Source organism: Acetivibrio sp. MSJd-27 (genome assembly GCF_018918095.1).
In the GTDB taxonomy this organism is placed as follows: domain Bacteria; phylum Bacillota; class Clostridia; order UMGS1840; family HGM11507; genus HGM11507.
Genome location: NZ_JAHLPV010000035.1, coordinates 1 through 26,185, shown reverse-complemented (window position 1 = coordinate 26,185; position 26,185 = coordinate 1). Strand labels below are relative to the sequence as shown.

Annotated in this window: 16 protein-coding genes; 2 read left to right on the top strand and 14 right to left on the bottom strand. The window is 41.7% G+C overall.

The features are described 5' to 3' along the window. Positions 1–122: 122 nt before the first annotated feature. The 13 genes from KQI32_RS10405 to KQI32_RS10345 all read right to left on the bottom strand — a co-directional run bounded on the left by KQI32_RS10405 (position 123) and on the right by KQI32_RS10345 (position 23,908). Positions 123–971 carry a hypothetical protein gene (locus KQI32_RS10405; RefSeq protein ID WP_216424952.1) on the bottom strand — a complete coding sequence of 283 codons (849 nt, stop codon included), beginning with the start codon at positions 969–971 and terminating at the stop codon, positions 123–125. 74 nt (positions 972–1,045) lie between these two features. Then, positions 1,046–1,774 carry a hypothetical protein gene (locus tag KQI32_RS10400; protein WP_216424950.1) on the bottom strand — a complete coding sequence of 243 codons (729 nt, stop codon included), beginning with the start codon at positions 1,772–1,774 and terminating at the stop codon, positions 1,046–1,048. Then, positions 1,768–2,082, bottom strand: a complete 315-nt coding sequence (locus tag KQI32_RS10395; protein WP_216424948.1) for a hypothetical protein — start codon at positions 2,080–2,082, stop codon at positions 1,768–1,770. The genes KQI32_RS10400 and KQI32_RS10395 overlap by 7 nt, the downstream gene beginning before the upstream one ends. A gap of 16 nt (positions 2,083–2,098) precedes the next feature. Next, positions 2,099–2,440 (bottom strand): hypothetical protein, encoded by a 342-nt coding sequence (locus tag KQI32_RS10390; protein ID WP_216424946.1) that lies wholly within the window; start codon positions 2,438–2,440, stop codon positions 2,099–2,101. A gap of 115 nt (positions 2,441–2,555) precedes the next feature. Then, a complete protein-coding gene (locus tag KQI32_RS13670; RefSeq protein WP_216424944.1) occupies positions 2,556–3,422 on the bottom strand; it encodes an EamA family transporter in 867 nt (288 codons plus the stop codon). Between the two features lie 104 nt (positions 3,423–3,526). Beyond that, positions 3,527–6,259, bottom strand: coding sequence for a hypothetical protein (locus KQI32_RS10380; protein WP_216424942.1), 2,733 nt, complete (start codon positions 6,257–6,259; stop codon positions 3,527–3,529). Positions 6,260–6,393: 134 nt separating this feature from the next. Then, the gene (locus tag KQI32_RS10375) at positions 6,394–7,479 is read right to left on the bottom strand and encodes a hypothetical protein (protein ID WP_216424939.1); all 1,086 of its coding nucleotides are present in this window, start codon (positions 7,477–7,479) and stop codon (positions 6,394–6,396) included. A gap of 12 nt (positions 7,480–7,491) precedes the next feature. Beyond that, positions 7,492–11,484, bottom strand: coding sequence for an S-layer homology domain-containing protein (locus tag KQI32_RS10370; protein WP_216424938.1), 3,993 nt, complete (start codon positions 11,482–11,484; stop codon positions 7,492–7,494). A 98-nt stretch (positions 11,485–11,582) separates the two neighbouring features. Then, positions 11,583–14,681, bottom strand: a complete 3,099-nt coding sequence (locus KQI32_RS10365; RefSeq protein WP_216424931.1) for an S-layer homology domain-containing protein — start codon at positions 14,679–14,681, stop codon at positions 11,583–11,585. A 16-nt stretch (positions 14,682–14,697) separates the two neighbouring features. Beyond that, entirely contained in the window at positions 14,698–18,306 is a 3,609-nt protein-coding gene (locus KQI32_RS10360; RefSeq protein ID WP_216424929.1) for a polysaccharide lyase family 8 super-sandwich domain-containing protein, read from the bottom strand. 33 nt (positions 18,307–18,339) lie between these two features. After that, a complete protein-coding gene (locus tag KQI32_RS10355) occupies positions 18,340–19,914 on the bottom strand; it encodes an extracellular solute-binding protein (RefSeq protein ID WP_216424923.1) in 1,575 nt (524 codons plus the stop codon). A gap of 21 nt (positions 19,915–19,935) precedes the next feature. Next, entirely contained in the window at positions 19,936–21,960 is a 2,025-nt protein-coding gene (locus KQI32_RS10350; protein WP_216424922.1) for a hypothetical protein, read from the bottom strand. Position 21,961: 1 nt separating this feature from the next. Further along, positions 21,962–23,908 (bottom strand): DUF5107 domain-containing protein, encoded by a 1,947-nt coding sequence (locus tag KQI32_RS10345; protein WP_216424921.1) that lies wholly within the window; start codon positions 23,906–23,908, stop codon positions 21,962–21,964. A gap of 225 nt (positions 23,909–24,133) precedes the next feature. Between KQI32_RS10345 and KQI32_RS10340 the strand changes: the two genes are divergently transcribed. Next, positions 24,134–24,937, top strand: a complete 804-nt coding sequence (locus KQI32_RS10340; protein WP_216424920.1) for an AraC family transcriptional regulator — start codon at positions 24,134–24,136, stop codon at positions 24,935–24,937. Between the two features lie 62 nt (positions 24,938–24,999). On the opposite strand, the gene KQI32_RS10335 is transcribed toward KQI32_RS10340, so the two are convergent. Further along, positions 25,000–25,356 carry a helix-turn-helix domain-containing protein gene (locus KQI32_RS10335; RefSeq protein WP_216424919.1) on the bottom strand — a complete coding sequence of 119 codons (357 nt, stop codon included), beginning with the start codon at positions 25,354–25,356 and terminating at the stop codon, positions 25,000–25,002. A gap of 205 nt (positions 25,357–25,561) precedes the next feature. Here KQI32_RS10335 and KQI32_RS10330 point away from each other — a divergent pair, with 205 nt between their 5' ends. Next, a complete protein-coding gene (locus KQI32_RS10330; RefSeq protein ID WP_216424918.1) occupies positions 25,562–25,783 on the top strand; it encodes a helix-turn-helix transcriptional regulator in 222 nt (73 codons plus the stop codon). Positions 25,784–26,185 lie beyond the last annotated feature (402 nt).

Sequence of the window (26,185 nt, the reverse complement as noted above, 5' to 3'; positions counted from 1 at the left end):
TTTGAGATAATCTTTATCTAATATTTTTTTAGTCCTTGAAACATAGGGCTTGTTTAAGTGCGCCTATTTTTCAATTACTTAATTTTTTTAAAAATGTCTTGACTTTTAATAGTTAGTCACTCCTATTCTACCGTTATCCATGTAAAGGGCTTCTTTCTGGCCTGAATAGCGGCTGCACGGATTGCTGCAATAGCAACCGTTTCCTCATGGGGCACTTTGATTTCTCCGCTTTCAAAAAATTCGATTAAATTATCGATAAACAAATTCCAAAATGTCGGCAGAATTTCAAGTGCCTGAACCGGTTTATTCTCATCTTCATATCCTACCTTCATAGAAAATCCGGGAGCTGTAAACATCGTTGTAAACTGTGCGCTCCTGCCATCTGCAAATTCAATCAATACAGATGGATACTGCTGATCTCCTAAGAAAATCACCCGTTTGGCATCGGTTCCCATAATAGAAACAATCGGCTCAATTTGATGAATGCAATACATATTGAACTCGCCCGGACCGATTGATTGGATGAATTTAACCTTTTCTCTGTCGAGTTCCGTATAAGCGGATGCAAACCGCAGCGCAGATGTGGAATAGCACGGCGTTCCATGAATATCCGCGTTTTCAAAAATTTTTAATGCCGTCTGTTTATCCGGCGCAAAGGTTTTATCTATGTAAAGCCTTTTTCCTGATTTTCCCGCAAGATCTGTCAGCCGAAGATGCTGTTCCGAATTATCCGGCGACAGGACAACGAGACAATCGCTTTTCTCTATTACCTCTTCAATAGAACTGCAGAGATAGATCCCCATATCTGCCGCCCATTGCTCGTTTGTCTTCCCGTTTGGCTCCGGAGAATCGATATCCCCATAAGCGTAGGTTACCTCATAGCTTCCTTTTGGTTGCTCTTTAATCCACTGCGGATAATTATTTGCATGCCATTCGTCCAGATAATAATCGATAAAGCCTATCTTTTTCATGTATATATTCTCCTTAAACTGTTGATTTTCTTATCTGTTTTGATTTCTAAAACAAAGGGACGTTCGTCCTTTTCTCACGATGCTTTTTGCAGAAGAATCATCTGTCTTGCGGTACCTGACCGAAGCATAAAGATGACCCGATCCTGCGGATGAATGTCCGTTGTCAGTGCGGTGCGAACTGAAATTCTTCCGCCCTCATCACTTACAAGAATTTTGGAAAAGGCTCCGGCCCGGTAGCCCTCCATCGAATAGACATCGTTTTTGTCAAAGTCTTTCTCATAAGACATCCGGATAATCTCTCCGTCATAGGCGGCAATATAACCACATGAAATACGGTTGGAGCCTTGATAGGAAGTATCGGTGGGGTTTTTGGAAAGCATCCATTTCTCTTCGTCAAAATCATAAAGGTATTCAAACCCTGCAACCTTTTCTCCTTCCAGGCTGACACGGAACACATCTCCTCTGTCCAGACTTTGTGCCGCCGGGTATTCCGAATAATCAATGTAGGCTGATTTTTCCTGGTTGTCCTCGAAATAATAAATTTTGTCTTTCATTTCCCCTTTTTCATCCACACTGGCTGCCTTGCGGAGAAAAACAACCATTGAGTTTTCATAGGTGACTCCTTTAAAGGAACCACGGAGCACCAAAATATCTGCTGTCTGCCGGTCACTGATCTGATAAGCCTCCACCGGATAGCTATGCATGGTGTTTAAGTCATTCACAGCCATCGTGCCATACTTTTCGTCCTCTCTGTTGTTCTCGTCTGCCGGAATGACAAAAATCTTTGTCCGGGCATCTACCATAATTTTCCTTCTCCCAAAGTGCGCCCATTCTGCGAATAAGTGGTATTGTTCAGCTTCAAAGAACAAAAGAAGCTTTTCTGTCCGGGTCCATCAGAAGGTGTGATAAGTTCCCGGATCTTTCCTTCGCTGTCCGTGCTGTAACCGATCAGCTGCCTTTTGAAGCTATCCTCTGCTAAAAGCTCAGAAGGAATTTTATCTCGGGAATCCAGAATATATTTCTGTGTGTTGAAATAAAAAGTATCTCTAACCTCAAAGATGGTAAATCTGTTTCGATTGTTTGTATTCCGCGAAACATCAACGTTATGCATATGTTCCCATAAAGTTTCAGACTTGCTTATGATTTAAAGTCTCAAAAACACCTTTCTTATCATATGTGTTTTCAGCAAATCCATCGATTTCTTTCATTGCTTTAAGTAAGCTTAGACTGAAGCCTGCCATAATTTTCTGCAATTCGTCATCACTGTACGGACACCCAGCCGTTACAGCCAGTGTCGCCAAGCTATGTGCGACAAGCCACATATCCCGAAAATACCTTTCGGCACATTCTTTCTTCATATTGTAAAACTTCATAATCGTCGGATAAATCAATTCGCCGGAATGTTTCATTGCCGAAAGCGCATTGTTTCCGCCGCCTTCGGCCGGCATAAGAAAGAGGAGACGATACAATTCGGTCTCCTCTCTTGTCAAGAGTTTGCAGAATATCTTTCAGAAAATTAAAAAGGAGCTGCAGCTCCTTTTTACCCTGTCCAAAAGAGTCTGACCATTCTCTCGCAAAAGCGATTTATCCTATATTCAGAAGAATCACCGCACAAATGCTGACAATCAAAGCAATACTGTTACGCTTTGTGAATTTCTCCCGAAAACATATCGCCCCTACAACCGATCCAAGCAGGAGCGCACCCCCGCTCACAATAGGAAAAAGAATAGCAGAATCTATTTGCGACGAGGCATAAATAACGAACTGGTTAATCAAAAATAGTAAAACAGAGAGAATAACTGCATATCCGGCCTGCTTTTTTCCCAGACTTCTCCGGTTTTCCGTTTTTCTTGCAAAAACAAGATTCAGCAGAAAAAAAAACAGACTTGTAAAACCGAACATCAGTGCCGAAAAAGTTGCATTGGTATTCGCCGGCATCCATTCTGCATACAATTGCTGTGCAATCATAGTGCTTCCCTCTGATAAGGCGCATAACATAACCAACAGAAGTAATTTGAAATCCATTGTTTTTATTTTTTTTATATCAAGCAGAATAAAAATACCAATCAGCAAAAGCAATATGCCGCAAAGCTGTGATATGCGAAAGGGCTCATACAAAACTGTCCATCCAAAGATACAAGGGAATACAATTCCCAATGAAGTGAACACACTTACAAGAAGCACCGAACCTCTCTTCAGAGCCAAAAAATTACTTACCATGCTTACGCCAAGAGATATTGCCGCAAAAAAAGCCAATGACACCGTGGTTGTGTTGAATGCAAAAACATTTTCTCCTGACCATAGATAAGCTCCTGACCAAAGCATACACATCATATGCAAAATCAGATTGAAAAGAAGAATGTTCGCTCGCCCCCTGATGCAGACAGAACTTTGTTTTGAAAAATAATACTGTAATGTCTTAAAAACCAAAATCAACCCTGTCAACAACATAGCAAGAGCCTCCTGTAATAATGATCAAAATGAACTGCCCAATCCACTTCCCCTCAGCGACAGAATCTGTTTTGCTATTGTTTTATTTCTGCCCAGAAATTGATTTAGGATTCGAAGCTTCTGATGTCACTGTAATAATATCTTTTTTCGCCTGCGGTATTCTGGTAAACGGCGTATGCTCTCGTATAATAGGTCTTTCCCGATTTGATGCCGCAGAAACGAATGCCAAACTGCCCCAAAGCGTTGGCAGGTGTCACAGCAGGCGCTTTTAAAACGTTATCGCCGTCCACAACCATATCTGTAAGATTTGCTTTGGAGGAATCACTGGTAAACAGAATTCCATATTCCACGGTATAACCGTTGTAAATATTCTTTACAGTTGCAAAAGAGATTCCATACGGAACCCCGCCCTCTGTTCCCAGGAACAATGCTGCTGGTGTCGGAATCGTCAAAATGTCCGGCAAAGTCTCTTTCATCGGGACAAATGTAACGCTGATAGTTGTATCCTCAGTCACTTGCGGCATGCTGTATACTCTTGCACCTACGTTTTCCGAAACCACAGTTACTCCGTTCGCCTGAATGGAATCAATATAGCAATTGTCGTTTGGAAGTGCTTGAAATGAGAAGTCTTCGCCTTCCTTCACATAGTTTTCTGCAGGAACATTGATTGTTCCGTCGGCAGAAACATTTACCGTAACAGTATAGAATATGACCCTGCTGTTATTCGGGAAATTTGCCAACTGAGGAAACGAATAGTCTTCCGTTCCGTTTTCAAAAGAACCTCCCAGCATAGCAACCATACTCATAGACTGCATATCCGCAAGAGTTTTTGCTGTTGTTCCATTATAACTGTCCTCTTCTGCATCGGATGCCGACAGATAATAGCAGTTTGAGAATCCAACGCTTGTCAGACCAACCGGCGCAATCGGTCCGGAAGTGTTTGCATGAGAAGCTGTTCCAATATTATAACAATTGGAAACGCTCACATTTTTTGCTGTGCTTCCTAAAATACCGCCGGTACTGACTTTTTGTGAAGATATCGTTCCTGCATTATAGCAATCGGAAATTTTTGCATCCGCAGAAAGAATACCGACAACTCCGCCAATGCCTCCGTTTTTCGCAGAGACTTTTCCGATATTCCAACAATTGCTCACATTGGAGTAGGTCCATCCGACAACGCCGCCCACAGTCGAATTATTGGCATTAACCAAGCCCGAATTTCCGCAGAATGCTACAGCTGTCGGCGAATAACCTATAACGCCGCCTACTGCGTTATCTCCACGAACAGTTCCTTCATTTCGCACGTTTTTCATTGTTAAGTTAGCACATTTTCCGAAAATCCCGCCGACCATATAATAACCATTAACCGTTGCTTTGTTTACTACATTAGTGATAAAACCTCCGCTGCATTCGGATGCTTTTCCTGCTAATGCACCAATGTTATCCATACCTTTGGAAACTCCCGCGCCGATTTTTCCTTCAATAGTGAGATCCTTAATATCCGGCGTTCCGGTTAGAGCGGAGAACAGTCCCAAATCCGCCTTATAAACATCTTGGATTACCGTGATGACTTTGCCATTTCCGTCCAGCTTACCGGAAAAGATAAATGGTTCGTAATCCGGCAGAGTAATATCCGCTTCCAGTCGATATGCCTTAGAGGAATTCTTTTCAATGTCCAAAAAATCTGCCGCATCTCTGATTGCAATCGGATTGCTCACTGTTCCGACCGGTTGCAAAAATCCGACCAACTGGGGATATGGATAACCGCCATCCGCTATTTGCCATTCCGCAGTCTCAGATGTTTCCAAACCGTCAAACTGATCCAGCTGCTTCATGTTTTCTGACGTCATATCAATTGGATTTTTATAATAAGTGCTTTTGTCCGAGCGATCGGAGTCGCTCTCTGACAGGCGATGCATATAAGCATAATAACAGCTTTCCTCCGGTGCAATCTGCGCATTATAACTAACACCGTTGACCTTGCCGACATTATATCCGCGTGTGACGCTCATATGTCTGCCGCTTCTGACTCCGCCCAAAATGCCACCCGCGTTGGCAGCTCCCTTAGATGATATAATCTCTCCTGCATTGTAGCATTTGGAAATGATAGCTCCGTCTGTCAGTCCAATTCCCAGAATACCGCCTACAAAATCATTTGTTGCCTGCACTTTCCCCGTATTATAACACAAATAAATGTTTCCGTAAGACCAACCGACAATCCCGCCTGCGGTGGAATTTCCTGCTGTGATATTACCCATATTTGCTGCATATTGAAGTATAACAGTATTCTGACCGCTCTGATATCCTGCGATACCGCCCACATAATAACTGGTTGTTGTCACGTCACCGGTATTAATGAGATAAGTGGCTGTAATACTGCCTGCCAAGGTGCCGAAAATCCCGCCGAAATTGCTTCCGCTCCCCTTGACGGTTGCAGTATTGGTGACATTCGTCACCTTGCCGTCTGTACAGTCAACAGTAGTGCCTGCCAATGCACCGACATTCTGTGCAGAACCTCCGTTAATCGTCCCTGCAATCGTAAGATCATGAACGTCCGCACTGCCGGATAACTTCCCAAAAATTCCACTACCATTCATTGTGACTGTGATGGTCTTATTGTTTCCGTCCAGCGTTCCGCCAAAACTTTCAATCTGTGCATAATTTGTCGGCAAAGTAATGTTGTTTTCCAAAACAAAAGAACCGTTTGGATTGGCCTTGATCAGGCTGACAAATTCATCTCCGGTGAAGATTGAGGTCGTGTCTTCCGCACTTGCCGGGATCAAAGCACCACTTAACAACAATAACATTGCAATAAACAGTGAAAAAAATCTTTTCATACTAAGCCTCCCCTTCTTAAGATTTATTGATTTCGTCGCCCCATAGTTGCACACAGCACAAGCTGTTTGGATGATAAAAGCGTTCCTTCCCACCTCCCTTCTTTGTTTGATTGCGAGGCTATCCTAAGGAATATTTACGAAAACAGATTCGAACTTTCCGGAAGGATATAGCCTTTTCCGCTATATAGTTTCCCGCCTTTTTTAGCAAAGGAAAGCATATCACTTTGAAATTGATTTTCCGGCACCAATAAATCGATACTGATCTCATCCTCTCTGTGAAAGATGTCCATCCGCAGAGAAAACGTGTTGACCGGACCAAGCACAATCCGAAACAGTTTCTGAAACTTCAAAATATTGGAGGAATCCTTCAAAAACGCTTTCAAGCCCGTGTCTAATGCCCAGGAACTGCATACAAATGCCTTATAGAGATAATTGGGGAAATGTTCGGCAAGAAAGGTTTTGGCGCAAGCAAACGATTCCTGCACCGCCTCCTCTGATAATTTTTCTCTTCCCGGCATATGCACTCCGATAACAGGGTCACCCTGTGCTACAACTCGTTCGAACCCCGAAATGGAGACGGGAGAAAAAAGAAGTCTCCCATCCCTGTCAAAAGTATACCCCTTTCCATCACGAATTTCCGTGACAAAAAGCTTTCCTTGATATCCATCTCCGGGTTGTTTGCCTTCATCGGTGTATCCATAGCCCTCCACCGCAATTGGAATCGATTCACCGGTAATCTGATCCCAATAAATGTCATAAGGTGTATGGAATTCTAACAGTTCAAAAGCAAGTCTCCCCAACATAAAAATGTCCGGCTTGAGATAGCGGTAAACCCAATAGCGATGAGTCCCTTTGAGTCCATAATTTCCATATTGCTGAAAATTTCGTTCTGTAAAGCGGTTATACTGTGCCAAAAAATCAATGCTTTTTCCGTGATAACGGTACTTTCCATTCTTCGTAAGAACAGAGAGGCGAATGAGAAACAGAAGGTTAAACAAATAGCTGTCTGTCCCCAAATCCGAAAAGTTTGCAATATCCAAACCGATGCTTTCGTTGCTTTCAAAGAGCCGATGATAGTATTCGGTCACGGCCTTGCTTGCAGCGAAATCATTTTCGATATATTCTGCACACTCCAAAAGTTTCTGTCTGGAATTCGGTGCAATTTCCATAGTCTGTATATCTTGTTTGAGCCTGTTCATAAGACAATCCAGTTGTAGCAATGCTGCCCCTCCTTATTGATGAGGATTTTCCATGAGCTGTGGATAATCATATCCATCTTCTGTGTTCCAAATGCTATGGTCAAATCCCTTAAAATTGTCAAAATCTTTCATCTGCTGTTCGCTCAAAGCGGTTGTCCCGTCATATGCGTCTGTTTCTTCCTTTGAGAGATAATAGCAAGAAGAAGGATTGATCGATGCAACCGGACTGGCAATCGGTGACAGCGCTTGCCCTATACTGTAGCATGCCTTTACGTTGATTGTTCTGCTGGCATTTGCCAGACCCAAAATTCCGCCACAATAGGTAGCTGCCCCCTGAACTGTGACATTGCCTGTATGATAGCAATTTGATATGGACGAGTTCGTCCCTGCACTCATAGCGGCAATACCGCCCGCAATATTTTTTGCACTGATTTCCCCGGTATTATAACAACGCTGAATCACAGAAGAACCATCAAAATAAGCAACGATACCTGCAACGCCCTCGCCTCTCGCTGTCACATTGCCCACATTGGAGCAATCCTTCAGAGTCAATGCATAAGATTGTCCGACAATCCCTGCCACATAATAAGAACCGCTGATGTTTCCTTCGTTTCTTAAATAGCTGTAATGAGAGCCGGTTGCTTTTCCGAAAATTCCGCCGATATAGTATTTGTCTCCCCAACCGCTGGAATTTCCGATCCCTTGCACATCTGCACGATTGGTCACATTCTTCACCGTAACGCTTGCCTCAGAAACATTTCCTGCCAATGCGCCGACCAAACCATATCCTCGCACAGTTCCATCGATTACAAGATCCTGTACAAGTGCACTTCCGTATAACTCTGAAAACAGACCGACATTTTTATGTTCCTGCGATGTGAAGGCAATCACATCACCGAAAATATTGACGGTAACTGTTTTGTTGTTTCCAAGCAATTTCCCGTTAAAACGGAAAGGCTGATAGGTGCTGTCTATATCAACATCTTCTTTCAGTGTAAAATAAGCGTGACTGTCCTTCATATTTTCAAAGTGACGTTGCAGTGCAATACCGTACGGTTCTGCCTCGGTCCCCTTGCCTCCGGCATACTTCGTGGGAATATGAAATTCAGAGGTTGTGGAGGGATCCTTATCACTGAACAAAGCCTCCACACATACTTTATAGTCGTCTCCGAACAATACTCCCATCCCTTCCGCAAGAAGATAGTCAGTATTCTTTTGCGCATGCACTTCATCCACCAAGTTTACACCCGTATTGTCATATACATAGACATTATATCCTTCCAGACAGGGATCCTGAATCGGATTCCAGCATACTTTATATGCCTCTTGCCCTTCGTTAGACCATATCACTTCTGCGAATGTAGGCCCCGGGACGGTATATTTCTTGTGTGTGTATGTATAGGATGTAACTCCAGAATTCTCAAATAAATAGCCGTTATCTCCAAGAGAAGTTACCTGAATGACATAGTCACCATATCCATTCAAACTGCTCAGAATGTCTACACTGTTTTCCTTTGTCAGAAGCGCATCGATCAATATATTATCCTGATAAATCTCAATTTTGTTTTTCGTCGCATTCATATCTGCCATGAAATGAAGAAGAACCGTTTCTCCATCATAGATCACATTTTCAATAACAGGATTGGACAATTTCTTCGGTTTGGCCATATAGGGGTATCCCGGAAGTTTGGGATACCGATACGAAGATTCACTGTCCACCTCCAGCCCTTTGGATGGAAAAAGCATTTTTGAGAGTTGATCCGCTGTAATCTCTTTGACCGTTGGGTTATTGACAGTATATGCCTTTCCCGGATTCACAGAATAAATCTCATCCCCGATCAAACAGCCGGATCCCGTCGCAGGATTATAATCTGAGACAGTGCTGTATACACACGCCGTTTTCGCACCGCTGACGGTGCCGATATTATATGCCTCATCCAGTTTTTTCAGTCCGCCCTTGGAAGCGATATCCAATCCAATAGCAGAAGCAACTCCTGTTGCTGTCACGGTTCCCGAGTTGAATACGGAAGAAACCATAATATTCTGGTCACCTGATGTCATTCCGAAGATGCCTGCAGCAGATGCTCCTTTCACTGTCCCGGAATTATACGCACCGGTGAGGGTGCCGGAATACAACGCTCCCACTACCCCTGCAATCTGTCCGCTTGCGGAATCCAAATCTCCCGCATTCCAACAATTGATAACCGAAGCAGCGCTCATATATCCGAGCACACCGCCATGATAAACCAATCCGCTTCCAGTATAGCGAAAAATTCCTTTGTTATAGCAGCCTGTAATCACAGAAGAATTGCTTGCACTTCCAATCAGACCGCCGCATAAGCTGCCGCTTGTGATATTAATTTCTGCAGCATTGTAACAATTTTTTACTGTAGCACCTTCGGTTCTGCTGGCAAGCGTTCCGGAAGAAACTCCAGCAGTAAATTTCCCGGCAATACCAATGTTTTCCACGGTTGCGTTGTACAGTTTGGTGAACAAGCCTCCCTTAGTGCCGTCTGCCTGAGGACTATCCTCCGGGTTATAATGGATGGTAAGTTCCGCAGCCCTGCCGTCCACATCACCAATCAAACTTCCGGAAAATTCTGGAATCGTAACAATTTTCGCCAACTTGATATCTTTTATGATTTTATAATTGGAGGCAGGATCTCTCGCAATATTATGAAAATGTCTCTCGTTAGAAATCAGATAGGGATCTTTTTTTGTCCCCTCGCCACCGCCGTAAAGCGGCATTTTTAGTTTTTTGGTAAGCACAGGAGAATCCAAGAGATCTGGATTTCCACTAACCGTTTCAAACTGAACGTTGTTTTCCAGCTCCATGCTCGCAAATTTTTCCGAAGGTATGACAGCTTGAGTTCCTGTTACCGTAAGCGGTACATAAATACCATCAAATTCTATGGAAATTCGATATTCCTTCGCATCCGGCACCTCTGACCAACAAACAATAATCGTTTCATTTTCTTCTTCATCCATTATCGTCTCCACTCGGAGATCATTTGGAACGCCGACAGTGTTAAACGTAATGTTCATATCGCAGAAATCTGAAAAAGCGGACTCTCCTTTCCTGCCAATGGATTTGACTGCAACCTGAAAGGTTTCCAAAGCAACCTTTCCGTTTTTTAACATCTCAACGGTACAATCTACCAAATCCACATAGTTCTCTTTTACACGGAACTCCTTTTCTGTATTGACCCCATTTGTGGTACGAACAACCTTCACAGCATATTCCACAGCATTCAGAACACTTTTCCAGCGAACCGTTCTTGTTCCTGAATTAACCGCATTGATAATTGGTATTTCGGGGATGACGGAAGTGCTGCCGCTGTTGCCGCCCCCGGAAGAACCGCTGCCTCCGCCACCGGACCCGGAATGTCCGCCTAGTGAAATCGAAGAATTTCCTGTGTTGTCCGGTATCGATGGCAAACTGTCTTCCAATGCTTTCCGTTCCAAGCGTACCACTGTAGAGAACACTTCCGCCCTCGTGATCCCCGTGTTACCTCTGAACGTATTGTCTCCATACCCGTTGATGATTTTCAGTTTTACCAATGCTTTCACTGAGCCTTTCGCCCAGGCCGGAACCTGGATTTTATCCGCAAAATCCAGATCCGTATCACTGACATCTAACTTCAGCAGTCTGGCATAGACCACGCATGCTTCCTGACGTGTCAGAATAGCATTTGGATTTGCCAGTTGATTGCTGTCACCCTTCAGATAGCCTGCCTTCACGGCAATCAGTATATCCTGGTAAAACCAATCCTTCTCATTCACATCCAAAAAAATATTTTCACCAATTTCCCGAAAACCAAAATTCTTGTTTATCACCTTGGCAAATTCCGCTCTTGTGATCACGTCATCTGGTCTGATTCCATCAGCATCTCCCAAAATGATGCCTTTTTCCATAAGATAGGTAATTTCCTCATTTGCCCAATGCGTGCTATAATCCTCAGCAAATCCGAAAAAACTCAGCAACATTGAAATAACGAGGCTCACACAAAAGATTCTTTTTCTCATTTTGCATCTCCTTCATTCAGATGACAGACAGCATAACATCTCTTTTCACTGAATGCCATCCCTTATAAAAAGCGACTGTTGATTTTCTGCCGAAATTTCTATCTGGTGTGTGTATTGTGTTTTTCGGTCAGATTCATCACCACAAAAATGTTGTAATCCCCTTTGACGGAATAAGAATAGATTCGGGAAGCCTTGTGGTAATCATAATTGCCGAAGGAATCCGCCGTGATAATATCCTCAACCGTTCCGGGATGCACCTCGAAACTGCAGTTGTCGTGTTCTATGTCACAGTTTTTCTCAGTTACGACCATGATTTTGAGCTTGCTTTGATTGATGCCGATATAACGCTCCCAAACCTCTTTCTTTTCTTCGTTCCCAATGAAATCCTCAAAACTTCCGATGATGGTTGTTCCTTTTCTGTATGGCTCCATAATTTTCAATATATTGTTTGAAAAAGACAACGGAATAAACAATTCAAGGTTCATCGTCTGCGAATATCCCTTTACCGGATAGGGCCTCTGGTCATACGGGATCCCTGAACTGGAAGCATTATAAGCTGCTGTTCCGTAAGGAATTTCTGACAGCGACGGGCGATAAGAAGAGGCTGTTTTTTCATTGATCTTACTGATGTTCAATTCTCTTTGAATATGATGCAAATAACCATTTTGCGAGATACAATAAATAATATCGCCCTTTTTGAGCGGTTCCACTTCCACATAATTAGACACCGATTCATTCATTGTTCCGCTATTTGCAAAAGCAATTGGATATTTTCCTCCGAAAATAATATTATTATAGTACTCATGCAGATTATCTCTGTCCAACAACATATATTCTTCTTTATCTCCATTGAGATAATAGATCTTATTGATGGTCTTTTCGTTTTTTTCGTCGTAATATTCTGTCATTCTGGTGAAGACATAAATCGGTGCAAGCAGATAGGTCGTTCGTACAATGCTTCCCCGAAGCACTACAAGATCGGCAACCCCTGTTTTTTCATCAATATTATAGGGCTGCATATCCAACGAATAGCCGCTTCCTATCGCATTGAACTCACTCAGCGTCAAAAGCTTATAGTTATTGATGTCATATAAATCCTTTTCAAAAGCATTCATATTGGTAACGCTCTGACCCGTACCGATATCATACCGATCCACATCCGGGACCTGCATGATTACGGTATCGCTTGTGATAAAAAACTCTCCGTCAAAGGTTCCCAGACTTGCGGTATAATAATACCCGTTTCTCATATAACGTTTTCCCGGAATCAACTGCTTCTCGTCATTGCTGTTATACTCATTGGTGTCAGTATCGATTTTGAGTACCTTCCCGTTTTTGGTGACACTGATTACAGCCGGTCTCGGATAGATAGAGGAATTACACTTGCTGTAGGCCTGCAAGGACGCCGCATCAGGAATGTGATACGCCCCGTCCGGTCTCAGGCAAAGCATTTCTCTTACCTCATCAATCAACTCCACGGAATTTCCTGCATTGTTTCTTCCGTCAACCACTTCACCATCGACTGTAATCTTTTCTGAAAGCGTATAATCCTGAAATTCTCCGTACAGGGTGTAAGTTTTCAACATCGGCTCATTAAAATTGTCCTCATCTCGGTATAGAGTAACCAGATAACAATAGTTCGTTGCTTCCGGTTTCTGTTTATCCATATAAGCAATTTCTCCCTGATAATTGAGACGAAAAGTTGTCAACTCGTCCATTTTCAGCGTTTCAAACAGTCTTTCATTCGCAGATGTGAGCTGATTTGAAATCCGGTATCCCGAACCATTGATAAAAAGTTTTTTCTCATCGGTTTCCTTAGAATCAATTTTTCCTTCCACTACATCGCTAGAAACATACAGATTATAGGCAAAGTGTCCATCCGATTCATATGGAGATCTTGCAACTGAAACAATGTCAAACGACTGAATATTAGCCATATCAATCAATGTTCCGTTTTTCCAGATTCTCACATATTCCTTATAGTCTGCGTCAAACTGCAGAGAATTGACCGGATTTTGCCGGCAACGCACGGTATAGTCGCTTGCAGAAACACCATCAATGACCATATCATAGTTCAATTTTGTGATGTTCACAAAATCATAGCTTCCGTCACTGTCGTTATCCACAAAAAGTACAAAACCAATATGGGGGTTGATGGAATGGATGTCCGTCACGCGCACGCCATTCTCAAAAATATCAACAGCATCTGAAAGATAAAGCTTATTGGTTTTGACTGCGTCTTCAGAGACCTGGTACTCCACATAGTTCGCAGCGCACTCAAGAATATCCCTTGCATTCACCGTGCGAGAGCTCACCTTGTCCGACACTCGATAGTAAACGATGTCATTTCTGGTCGCATCCTCGTTTTCTTTGGCATAAATCACCAAGCGCTGACCCAAATAATGCAAAATTTCCGTATCTCCGATATCCAGAATTACTTTATGAGAGGAGCGCTGAAGCTTCACAACGATTCTTCCAACTCCTACCGTGGCAGAATGATCAATGGTAGTATAGCCATCGTCCGTCATAATACCGTCAAATTCATAAATCTTTAGATATTTTTCCAAATAGGTCTGATTTGTGTTTTTATCAATGGAAAAACTGCCGTCATTGTGGATTGTGATGTCATAAGCATTGGCGAAAAGGGTATTGTAAAGCAGGGTTACCGCATCTTTCAGAAAAAAGTTTTGTCCGTTTGAGAGACCTTTCAGCATCCCAATTTCGGAAGCCGCTGCCAAATAACCCGTTGGATAGCCACCTTTGGCCTTTGCATATACTCCACCGCCAATCGCGTTGACCAAAATGGTTGTCGCCTGATGAAAATCAATCATTCGGGCAGGATAAAAATTTTGAAAATCATCTCCGCTTATAACCGAAAGCGATCGCAAAGCGGTAATTTCTCTGTAATAAGGATGTTCCCGACTCACATCATTAAACAAATGGTCGGAATAATCCTTGCTGTAATCAATATAAGAAAAAAACAAATCTGCTATCAGCTTGGTAAATTCTCCTCTGGTGATTTCTCTTGAAAGATTCTCTTCCCCCTCCAAGACTCCCAATGACTGTAAAAACTCCAGCTTTTCATTCACCGCACCCTCCGCAAAACTGTCATTTGCTGCAGCAACGAAGGCAAATATATTGAAAAGCAAAGTAATCATACACAGGATTGATATCGTCCGTCTTCGAAAATTTCTCATTTAGCCACCTCCTGTTTTATTTGTTTAAATTGTTATAACGTCGCAATACGGATACTGCTTCCGCTCTTGTAACACTTCTATGAGGGTGGAAACTGCCCTTATCATCGCCAATCATTAAACCCTCAGCGGCGACCGTGCTGATTCCCTCTTCTGCCCAATCGGAAATTTCGCTGTAATCCTGGAAAGTAGTGATATCAAAGGGCTTTCCCGTATAAACGAGCCCACCGATGATCTTTGCGAATTCCTCCCGAGTAATGGCTTGTTCAGGATAAAAAAGCCCGGCGTTTCCAAGCATCACATGATTTGCGTGCACCGTTGCCACATCATTTGCATACCATGCAGACGGATGAACATCCTGAAAATCTCCCTGATATCGAACTTTATCATTTTCAAGCACTTTGTTCAGCACGACAGCAACCTCCGCCCTGGTCATGCCATCGTCCGGACGAAAAGATTCCTCAGAAACTCCATTGACATACCCTTGCTGGTTCATCGCCACAATATCTGCTTCTGCCCAATGTCCGATAATATCGGAAAACCGAATAGGATCAATGTTAAAGCACCCTTTTTTTGAAAAGCTCACTTTCAAAGACTTTCCGTAAGTGTTATCCGTATTGATTTGGAGTTCAATTTTCGGACTTAATGATTTGACCGTGATATTTTCATCGCAGGAAATCACCTTAGCAGCACTTTGATCAATCGTCACATCGATGATCCCGTTGCCTTCCAATGTCGGATCACTGAGCGCAAAGTCTATCACATTTTCCCCCTCCTGAAGCATCGCAGCACATGCCTTATTGATGGTCAGGCTTCCTGCTTTTGCAGATTCATTGGAAAAAACGTTCATCCCTGTAATATTCAATGTATTTTCCCTGACAGCATGGCAATTTAATTCATTTACAAGAATTTCAACATCTGGGTTTTGTTTGTACTCCTGTGTTTCTTCTATTGTTTTCCCCGGAAGAACTACATACTCATAAGATGCGTTAGAAGGCGTTTTTCCGTGATCAATATAAAGAGCTGCAACAGTGCCTTTGTATTTCTGATCGTTACTTTCTCGAATTTGTTTATCCAGCTTCACCGTCGTTTTTTCGGGGAAATAATAACCGAATTGAGAACCTTCTGTTCTCCCTTGAATATGTGCTGTTTTCACATCTGCAATCTCTTTTTCGCGGATAGCCGTGCCCTTTACGGCGCTTCCGTTTACTGCAATATCATCCGACTTTCCGTCACTTATAATTCTTTGTTCGACAATTGTTTCCACATTGTCCTTTTTGACATCTGCGCTGATTCCGGATCCGAGCATGACAACCTCATCATCAAACATGAAGTAAGACTTGTTGGCATTGAGATTTGCATATAACTGCTCTGGCTTATAGGCTGCTGCACCATATTCTTCATTTAAGGATACACTTCCTGCATATGCCTGCTTCAAAGCATCTGAAGAATGCCCCAAATCCTTTTCTTCCATTGCTGTTTTGATAACAGTGATACCGGGAAGACGATAAGGGTCCACGACCTCAAAATAACTTTTTCCGTTATACTGCATATCGTCACAGTCATAGAAATAGGTCATGCCAAGATTTGTGTACCATCCTTTTTTATTCAGCCCCGACATGGATTCATAAGCGGCAATTCTCTTGGAGCTCATGGCAAGTGCAAACGCCCAGTCACCTCGATGATGAATTGCTCGATCTGAAAAACGCATCGCCTTGTTGAGGTATAGTGGCTCTGCCACCTCCACACTGTCATCGGCAATAACTTTATCCACAGCGGAGCCTAATGTACCAGGGTTAGCGGAACTGTCCGTAAGATTCCAGTATTTCATGTAACCGTATATTTTTTTCGTAAACTCTTCTTCTTTCACCAGCTCTGTAATTTGAGACAGAATCTGCTGAATCTGACGCGCCGGTCCTTTCTCTCCGTTCACCTCATCGATACTTCTTCCGTTGTTGTTTCCCATCGCACTGCCGCGCCACATCAGAGGAATATAAGTGTCCAAAGCCCAAGATTTCAAATATCCCTTCAATTCTTCATCCGGAAGCTGCCATACAGTTCCATCCGCATCTTTCAACAAGGCAAGCAACTGAATGATTCCGTATAGTCCATATCCTGTCGCATATGGGATATCGTTATGAAAAATATAGGAACCGTCAACATAATAGCCGTCTTTCAATGTATTTTTTTCCGTTGTCTTATCATAAGTAGCCGTTGCATTTTTCATGATGGTATTCAAATTCAGCAAATACTGATCTTCATCCCGCACAACAGCGGCAAGTCTTGCTGCACCAACAGCCATCTCATACAAATTGACTCCACTCTGTTGCATATAATTTCTCTCCTGCATGGACAGGACAGAACGAGAAATTCTTGCCAATGTCTCATAGTCCATCTCGTCATACATCATTACTGCAACATCCGAAAAGGAAATAACTCTGGCGACAATCTGAGAAGCAATCATCGGTTCGTAATAGTCCATGTCGTTTCCATACCAATATTTCTGAAAGATATCCATAGCATAGACAATGGCATCCCGTAGCTCTTCATTTCCCTTCAGTGGGCTGTATCGATAGGTGTAAGCCCGTGCCATCGTCGAAATCTTGGAAAGAATGACTCCTTCGTGCATATTTGGCTTCAGATTGCCAAAGGAGCCGATGTCCTCCCACAACATACTGGTATTGTCGCGTATTATAGACTTGAGTAATGGCTTTGCCGCCTCTGCATAACCGTTTGCCTCTTTGATGGTGGAAGGAAGCGGATTGTTATCCAATGCCGCTGTAAGCCGATTTTTCCGATTGTAAATATATGTCTCATACTGCTCTTCGGTGTAGTCCAAATCAGCGGACACATAATTCAGCGCCTCACGGATTTTTGTCACATAATTCTCCAACTCATGATTCTGCACTGCAGAAGATTTTTTGTATTCCTTCGCCTCGTTTACGACATTCTCCAAAGCGCTGATTCTGTCCGGAAAATAAGGAGGTCCGCTCTTTGCCTGAGACTGCAGAAAGTTGTCTGCTTCCTTTAAGATATTGTCCAAGCGATAAGTTTCTGTTTCTGTGACATTGTAAATTTCAAATTCATTGATTTCCGGCATGAAATACATAGTCATTCCGCCATACACACCTACACGGCTGATTCGAATTCTTATAAAGCTTGCCGTAACCTCTTCGAAATAGGCATACTTATTTCCCCTTGGAACCTGCCCGCTATATGAATGCACGCTTTTCCAGTTCTGTCCATCATCCGAAATTTGTATTTCGTATTCACGGATATTTCCGCCGCCGTCAAATAAAACCGTTTTATTGAAAGTGATCGGATCTTTGAAAAAAAAGTCGTAAGTCGCATATTGAAAACTATAAGCATATTTTGTGCGCACTGCTGTATTCAGTTTTCCGTCCGTCATGTACGTCAAAGGATAATAAGTGTCAACGATGTTATTGCCCTTTTTATCAAAAGCTTCAAATTTGATTTCTGTTGCCTCCGGCGCCAAGTTGGTATACAAGTGATCATACTCAGATGGTGTCATCGCTGCTTCCGCAGCAATGGCCGCAGACGGAACAATCCAAGCGGAACAAAACAATGCGAGTGCTGTATAAATGGAAAGTATTCTTTTCTTCATCATCTTCAACCCCATTCTATTCATCTGCCGTCAAATTTATTGTGCATCGTATCGTTTCTGTGCGTCGTTGTATATTTTGATAATGTCATCTGCACCCAGCTGTTTTGATTCTTGCACCCATTTGTTCCAGACAGCATCTCCGGAATCTGCAGACATAATGTATTTCACAAAAGTCTCTTTAGCGGAGGAAATAATTTTTGATTCCTTTTCCATAATGGCACTACGTTCCTGTTCCGTGAATGCTAATATTGGGTCTTCCGGTTCCATACGGTTTTCATTCACACCTTTATCCTGCGCTTCCTGCTCTCTTTCGGTAAAGTTAAAATAGCACGAACGTCGATCATATCTTTTGGAAATCTGGAAAAGTCCGTATTTTTCATCTAAATCAGTAATCGAAACCTTTTTGTCTTCCGGAAAATCGGGATATTTTACTATTCCGTTTTCATCAATCGTATAGGTCTCCCCTTCCACACCCATTGTACTCAGGGCAGCCCCGGCAGGACTCAGAAGAAAATCAAGAAAACGAAATGCCAGCTCACTTCTGCTGTTTTTAGAAACCGCTGTTTCGTTAAAAACTTTTGACAGGGTTTTTATGGTACCTTTCGGACCAATTGGATTTCCATATCTTAAATCATATCCCGGGATAGAAGTCTTTGCCTGCTCGCTGAAAATATCCAATTTCCCTATCCAATCAAAAGTGACAAAAGAAGTATCTTTTTGCGTCATTCTGGAGGACCATGCCGCTTCCGTCAAGGTCAAAAATTCCGGATCGAGCAATTTCTCGCTGTGCAGCTTTCTCAGATAATCCAACAGATGTTTCATTTGCGGATCGTTCACAGAATATTTCCAAATCTTTTCCTCCTCATTATAATAAGGAGTAAAACCGGTAATTCCCCAACTGGTTGCCAAATGGTCGATGATATTTTCTTTATATTTCGCTGTAAAAGGAAAAGATTTCGGATAGATGTCTTTCAGTTTTTTCAGCGCCGCGTAAAATTCATCGGGTCCGTTCCACATTTTGATGCCATGCTTATCAAAAATGTCTTTGCGGTACAAAATACCGTGATTGACATCCCTCTGCATATCAAATCCGAAGAAGATATACATTTTTCCGTCTGCCGCCTGATAGGATTTTGACACCCAATTATATCGATCATCATCCACAAAAATTCGTTTATAGTTTGGCAGCTTATCCACATAATCATCAACAGATGCCAATGCACCTTGCTGGGCAATATTGTTCAATGCATTGTTATTCATCCCTGCACCAATGATATCCGGTAATTTTTTGGATGCCGCTAAAACACTGAATTTTTCCGTTGCCGTCGAGGATGGTGTCACAACCAATTCCAGATCAATACCTGTAATTTCTCTGTATTTTTCAATAATATACAGTTTATTTGCATCGTACTGACTATCTTCTGTAGTAAAATAAGTTAATTTGGTGTTCTTGTCATCCAGAGGAAGAGTCACTCCCCCTGTATCCCCCAGTTTATCCCAATTTGAACCATTTTTTCCGTTGATCTTAGAATCCTTGCCGCAGCTGGCGAAAAGTGTCACCGTCATAGCGAAGACCAAGATTACAGAAACCCATTTCCCGTATTTTTTCATGATCTTTCCTCCGTTCTTTTATTATTTAATGATATATATTTTAAGTCCCAGTTCCTTTAACCTAATTTCAAAAGAACTATTTTCCAAGTTCACAAAACTGTTTTTCAAACAATCATATACCTCTATTACCGGAGTGTGTGCAATAATTGTATCTTCTACAATGCTTTTTCCCACATTGGCGATAAAAACAAGCCGTCTTTGAGCTGTTTTATAATAACTTATCCTGACATCCGGATGTGAACAGCCCAACTCGTTTGCACGATTCCGATAAGAAATCCACTCTGCATCCTCTACCGGAAAGTCATCCAGAATTCTCCAAATTTCCGACATGCATTCCAAAGGTTTTCCTACATCGTTGGGTCGAGGCAAAATCCCGTTCACCAATGAGAATGGCAAAGATTTTTCAAAGGTCCATTCCGGCGGATATTCATATACCAGTAATTCCACCGGAACACCAATGTTTCTTCCGGTATACTGTGTCAGAATATAATCATGCGGAATCGCTTCAATTCCGTTGTCCCGAATACACATCTGAACCGCCTCGCCATCCCAGTTTAGATGGGTATATGCCAAAGAAGATGCGTTCATACAATTGCTGAGATGAGAATTTACTAATCCTCCCTTTTGATTTACAAACCGGTAAATTTCCCGAATAAACTGTCTGGTAGAGAAAACCGGATATGTATAATGAACCTGACCGTTTTTCTGATATCCGCATCCGTGTTTGTGATTACAACAGGAATTTGGCTTTAAGGTAGTATCAAGATAAATACCGTCGAATTTCATTTCCTCATATAACTTTTTGAATCCGACGACAAACTCCTCTGCCCAATCACTGTTATAACAGACAACATAATCTCTCTGATAAGGTTTTCGATACCATCCCCCGCCAAAATGTCCGTTATGCGCAATCTTCAGAATCTCTTCTTTTCGATCCGTCCACTGCGGATTCAAAGTGGAAAATTCAAATCCAAAATAAGGAATGACTTCAATTCCTCGCTTGTGGCATTCCTCCACGATTTGTTGTGTTTGCCAAAAATCCTTTTCGGAAATCTCCCAATAATTCTGGTAGGAATTCCATTTTTCGTGCAGCACCAATGTGGTAACACCCAATCTTTGAATGCGATCGTATACGCTTTCCCGAGTTTCCAAATAATCGTTTTTCAAAAAATCGCTGTAATCCTCTAAAATTTTTTTAAAACAGTCAATATGTAAAATTTTTCTGCGATATGGGTTTTCAGGAAAAGCTTTCACAGGGGTTGCCTGCAGCGCAAATTTGTAAGAAATCGGAAAACAAATATCCTGCCTTTTCTCTTGTTGAATATCCCTCCAAGTCTCGGGTACACTATCCAAGAGATGCAGTCTTAAGACGGTTTCCTCTTTCTTTTGGATGATTTCAATGGCACTGTTTTCCTCATCCGGCTGCCAATTTTCATCGCTTTCTGCATAAAATGCAAAGCCTTTTTCTTCATTTCCCAGCCATATAATAGGTTTAAACGGCATCCGAACATTTCCGTCTAAACGCCCGCTCATGCTAAATTCGCGCCGAACAGTATTCTCATTTTCAAACATGATGTCCGCCTCTGGAAAAATGTGATATAGTTCCGCAAGCGATGACACAATGGGAATCTCCAGCCATAACTTTTCCAAACATACCGGCGCCTGCTGTTCGGAAACCAATCCGAAAATTTGCTGCATCGTTCTGCCTTTGGGCACCAACTTTAAATCAATTAGGGAAAATCCGTCATATTCTACTGTAATCGTACAGTTAAAAAGAAAACTCTCACTCTGCTGATAACTGCATATCACAACCTTCTCATCATCTCTGGCGTGTATAAAAACACCACCGTCACCAAAAGTCAACTCTTTGCCATTTTCTCTTCCTATCATTCGAATCGGCCTTGCCAACAATTCTTCACCCAACGATTTCATAGAAGAAAACAAAACGGTGTGATCCAAGCTGTATTCTCTTCCGTCCAGATTCACGCTGATTTTATGATCAGACTCTTCTGCGCAAAGCGGTTTCCAAGTATCCAATATTTTCATATCATTCCTCCCCCTCGGCTGCATGCATTCTGAAATCCAGTTCTTTTGGAAGAGGATATTTCTCTTTCGCCATTCTTTCCGCACTTCTTTCATCCAGATTGTTCTGCGTTTTCATTATTATTTTTGTATGGAGCCGACACCAGATATCCGATATAGAAAGTTCTCCTTCCTTGACATCATTCATAATAAAATCAGGTTTCAAAATGTTTTTAGCTTGTTCCAATTCTCCCAGTTCCATATAGCAGATGACACGATACAACTGAAGTCGTCCATCCTCTCGGTAAACTGCTTTCAAGGAATCCAGCATCGCCAAACATAACGCAAATTCTTTGCAAGCTGTCAATATCTCGGCATAATTGATATACAGTGCTCTGCATTCCACATGGCATTCCATCGCTTGTATAATGTAATCCTTTGCCGATTCCATATTCCCATACTCATTTTTATAAAGATAGGCAAGATTTCGATAAGACCAAACATTTTTTTCTTGTTTCAGAGATTCAATAAAGCAATCTTTCGCCTCGTCCACAAAACCATTGGCATACTTCATCACACCCAGCTGATAATAACCGTACCAGTGGAGATTCTGCCCACCCTGAATGGATGCATTCAAAGTATCTAACCAAAATTTTGATACGATATAACTATTCGGCCATTTTGTCACCTTCGGACAATCTAAAACACCTGTCTTCAAAAATTTGCTCCAATTTTTCTGTTCGCTCGTCAAGGAATCTTCCGGAAAGACAAGGTCACTGATTTTCTGCTGTTTTGTTTGCTCTCGAACCTGATTTTCCAAAGCTCCCCAACCTGAGCCGTAATGCTTTAATATTCCCTCTTTTTCCACAAACAGTTGATTCGCGTAAGCATCGATAGAGGAACCAGCAAATCTCTTGTGAAGTTGCTCTTCCACTGTTTCCACAGCGGTCTTCCAATCGTCGGAATGCACCATTTTTGGGTCGCAATCCAACGCCATATAACATTCCGTCCACTCGAGCACAGAATGTTTGTTCATCACAAAATGTTCCAGCTGTGTGTGCATAAGCCCCGCCTGGATTTCAATATATTTATCCTCCCCGTTGGAAAGCCAGGAATTCCACCGTTTTCCGCCATTCCCATGTCCCCACAAAAAAGTTTTCCTTCCAATCAGTCGATCGGAAGAATATTGCAGTAAACCTTTCCCGTTTGCATCAACGCTTGCAATCCATTTTCTTTCATTTTGCGGAATCTTATAAAAAAAGTCCTGTGACATAGATAGGTGCTGCGGATAGGAAATATCAATTCCTTCGCTGATTGGATTGGTCGTTTTATCCAATATGTAATGATCACTGCTGTAATAACACCGAAAAGTTGTCTCTGCAGGCACAATTACCCGAGTGCCATCCTCCTCAGGAACTGCAATATTAGACCACCAATACATATATTTTTCTTTTTCCGAAGTATTCTCAATTCGGATTTTAATCAAAAGTTTATCCTCGTTCAACAGTGCCGAAACCGAATAAACGATATCACGAATCCGCTCATATTCATACATTCTGAGAATATGATTATCTATACTCTGTGCAAAAAGCGGTTCGCAGGTCAAGGGATTATGCCCCTTAATCCCCACATTCCATTCCACTCCTCCGGAAAACCAAGCATTTCTCAATGCCAGATTTGCCGGTTGGAACACGGAGTTGACATACAAAAGCTCACGATCTCTTTTCTTGTCATACAATGACCACAATCTTCCGCCAAGGTCTAACAGAAATATGGCTTTCATATATTCATTTTCCAGAACAGCAGCCTTGTGCTTTCTTGGAATACGTTCCCTTGTGTAGTGATCTTGTATCTTATACGGCAGGATTGTTTGAATCATTCCCTTGCCGATCGATTCCTTTTCTTCCTCGGCGATATTCTCCGTCAATTCGTAATCTGCATGGATGTATGTCAGATTTTTTATGTCTGGCAAAGGATTCGCTTCTTTCAATGCTGCCCCGTTTATACTGTAATCTTCAAATCGTAAAATAGAAAAACTCCCCTTTCCTCTCTTCTAAAATCATTGTAAACATAACGCCATCTGATTTCAATGTACATTTCGCTCATAATTTGTATAAAACGATTTTTTTGCTTGAAACTTTTTCCCTTTTCGATTATAATTTAAATCAATCTTCGGAACAAAGGAGTGTAACGCAGTATGCACAATGAATTTTACAGAGATCTGACGATTGATTCCATCTCCGTTATCTTGAGAAAAGTGGAAGAACCACATTTCAAATGCATTTTTAAAAGCGGACGTTCCAGTAGTGGATTTGTCTATTTTACAAAGGGATTCGGAACCTATACCGATCAGAATGGAAAAGTGTTTTCCTTCAAAGAAAATGATTTTCTGATTGTGGAAAAAGGAAGTTTATATTCTGTACAAACAGGGGACTGTGCTTCGGAATACGTCACAACAGCTTTTTCACTGAATGAAAAAAGCAGTTTTAAAAAATTTGGACTGCCCACCTTTTTCAGTGCAGGCGACAGCACTTATTTTCGAAAAAAAGTGAATGCTCTGGTGAAAATATGGGAAGAAAATTCCCCATTTTCCCTGATGTGGGCGAAAATTATTTTGAGCGAAATTTTTCTGGCTATCTGTACTCAATACGAAAAAAATGCAATTGACACCTCTAAAAATTCTCCGATTGAACTGGCAATCGAATACATCAATAAGAATTTTAATAAAAAATTCACGACCCAACAGTTGGCAAAAATGTGCCTGATGAGTGAATCTTATTTTCGGAAACAATTCATCCAACTCACCAGCTTCACTCCTCTGAAATACCGTGAGATTATACGGATCAAATGGGCAAAGCGCTATTTAAGAACAAATTTGTTTTCCATCACAGAGATTGCGGAAAGGTTGGGCTACTGCGATATTTATCACTTCAGCAAAATTTTCAAATCCTATTGCAGTATTACGCCCAGCGAATACAAGAAAAAGAATCTGATTCTATGACAAAAAGACATAAAAAAACGTCTATTCCGAACCAAACGGAACAGACGGCATCTCTTATTACTTTACCGGCAATTTTTTTCTTCCTCTTCTTTCAATAGCGTCTCGCTCAAACGGAGCAGCACTTTTTTCATTTTTTGACTCAATCGATTATAGTTATCAAGCAATTGTTTTTCTGCCTCTGAAAAAACGGGATGCACAGATTCCTCGCGAAACCTGCACTCTGTTTTTGCTTCTGCCGAAGACATGGGCAAATGCAAGGTGATGCTTTCCTCTTCACTGAGCAGAAAATCCGTGGTAGTATGCAATGCATTAGCAATCTTGACGACAATATCCCCTTTCGGTATGCGCGTATCATTCGTATACCTGGAGATGGATACCTCTGTTGTATGAACTATTTCCGCTAATTCTTTCTGTGTCATTTGGTTTCTTTAAAAGAAGCATCACTTTTTCACCAAAGGTCAATGCAATCACCTCATTTTTTATTTATTATACATCAGAAAGGCAAAAAACAACGATCCGCATTACCAATTTTATAATTATTTCCATATTTAAACTTAACAAATTACTGTTTGTTTTATATAGTACAATGGTAAATAGTCTACTGAATTGTTAGGAGGTGGAAAAATGGATACTAATCTGCTCAAGGCAAAAAGAGTAGAGCATGATATGAAACAAAAGGATTTTGCAAAAGCACTTCATGTTTCCGTTAAAACTTATTGTATGAAAGAAAATGCAGATTCATGCACTTTCTCGGGAGAACAAATATTATTATTAAAAGATTTATTGAATCTCTCTTTGCAGGAAATCAATCACATTTTTTTCGACGGTTTGCTTCCGGAAAAATAAATATTTGAAAAAGGCTCTTAGAGCAATCTAAGCCGACCCTCAAAAAGACAGAACAAAAATCTATCCGTTGGAAGGCCGGCTTTTGCATGACAAAATATAGTTGTGGATTTCAATAAAAAGCTGTGCGGACATATCAAAATGACGCAGGCAGATGCCTGGAAACCGAAAAAGAAAAGCAGACAGAAAACATCGGAGACTGAAAATGTACTTAAATCGTTAACAGATATCCGTCTGAAATTGTAAATAGTCTTCCATCAGAGGGACTATTCATTGAAAGAGCGGGTCTGCTTCTAACTTTGTGTAAAGTCCAAACAAGGGTAAAATTGGTTGGCAGGGAGTGTTTTTGCTCCCTGCTTTTTCAATATAACAGAAACATGGCAAAAACTCAAGCCTTAATCCGGC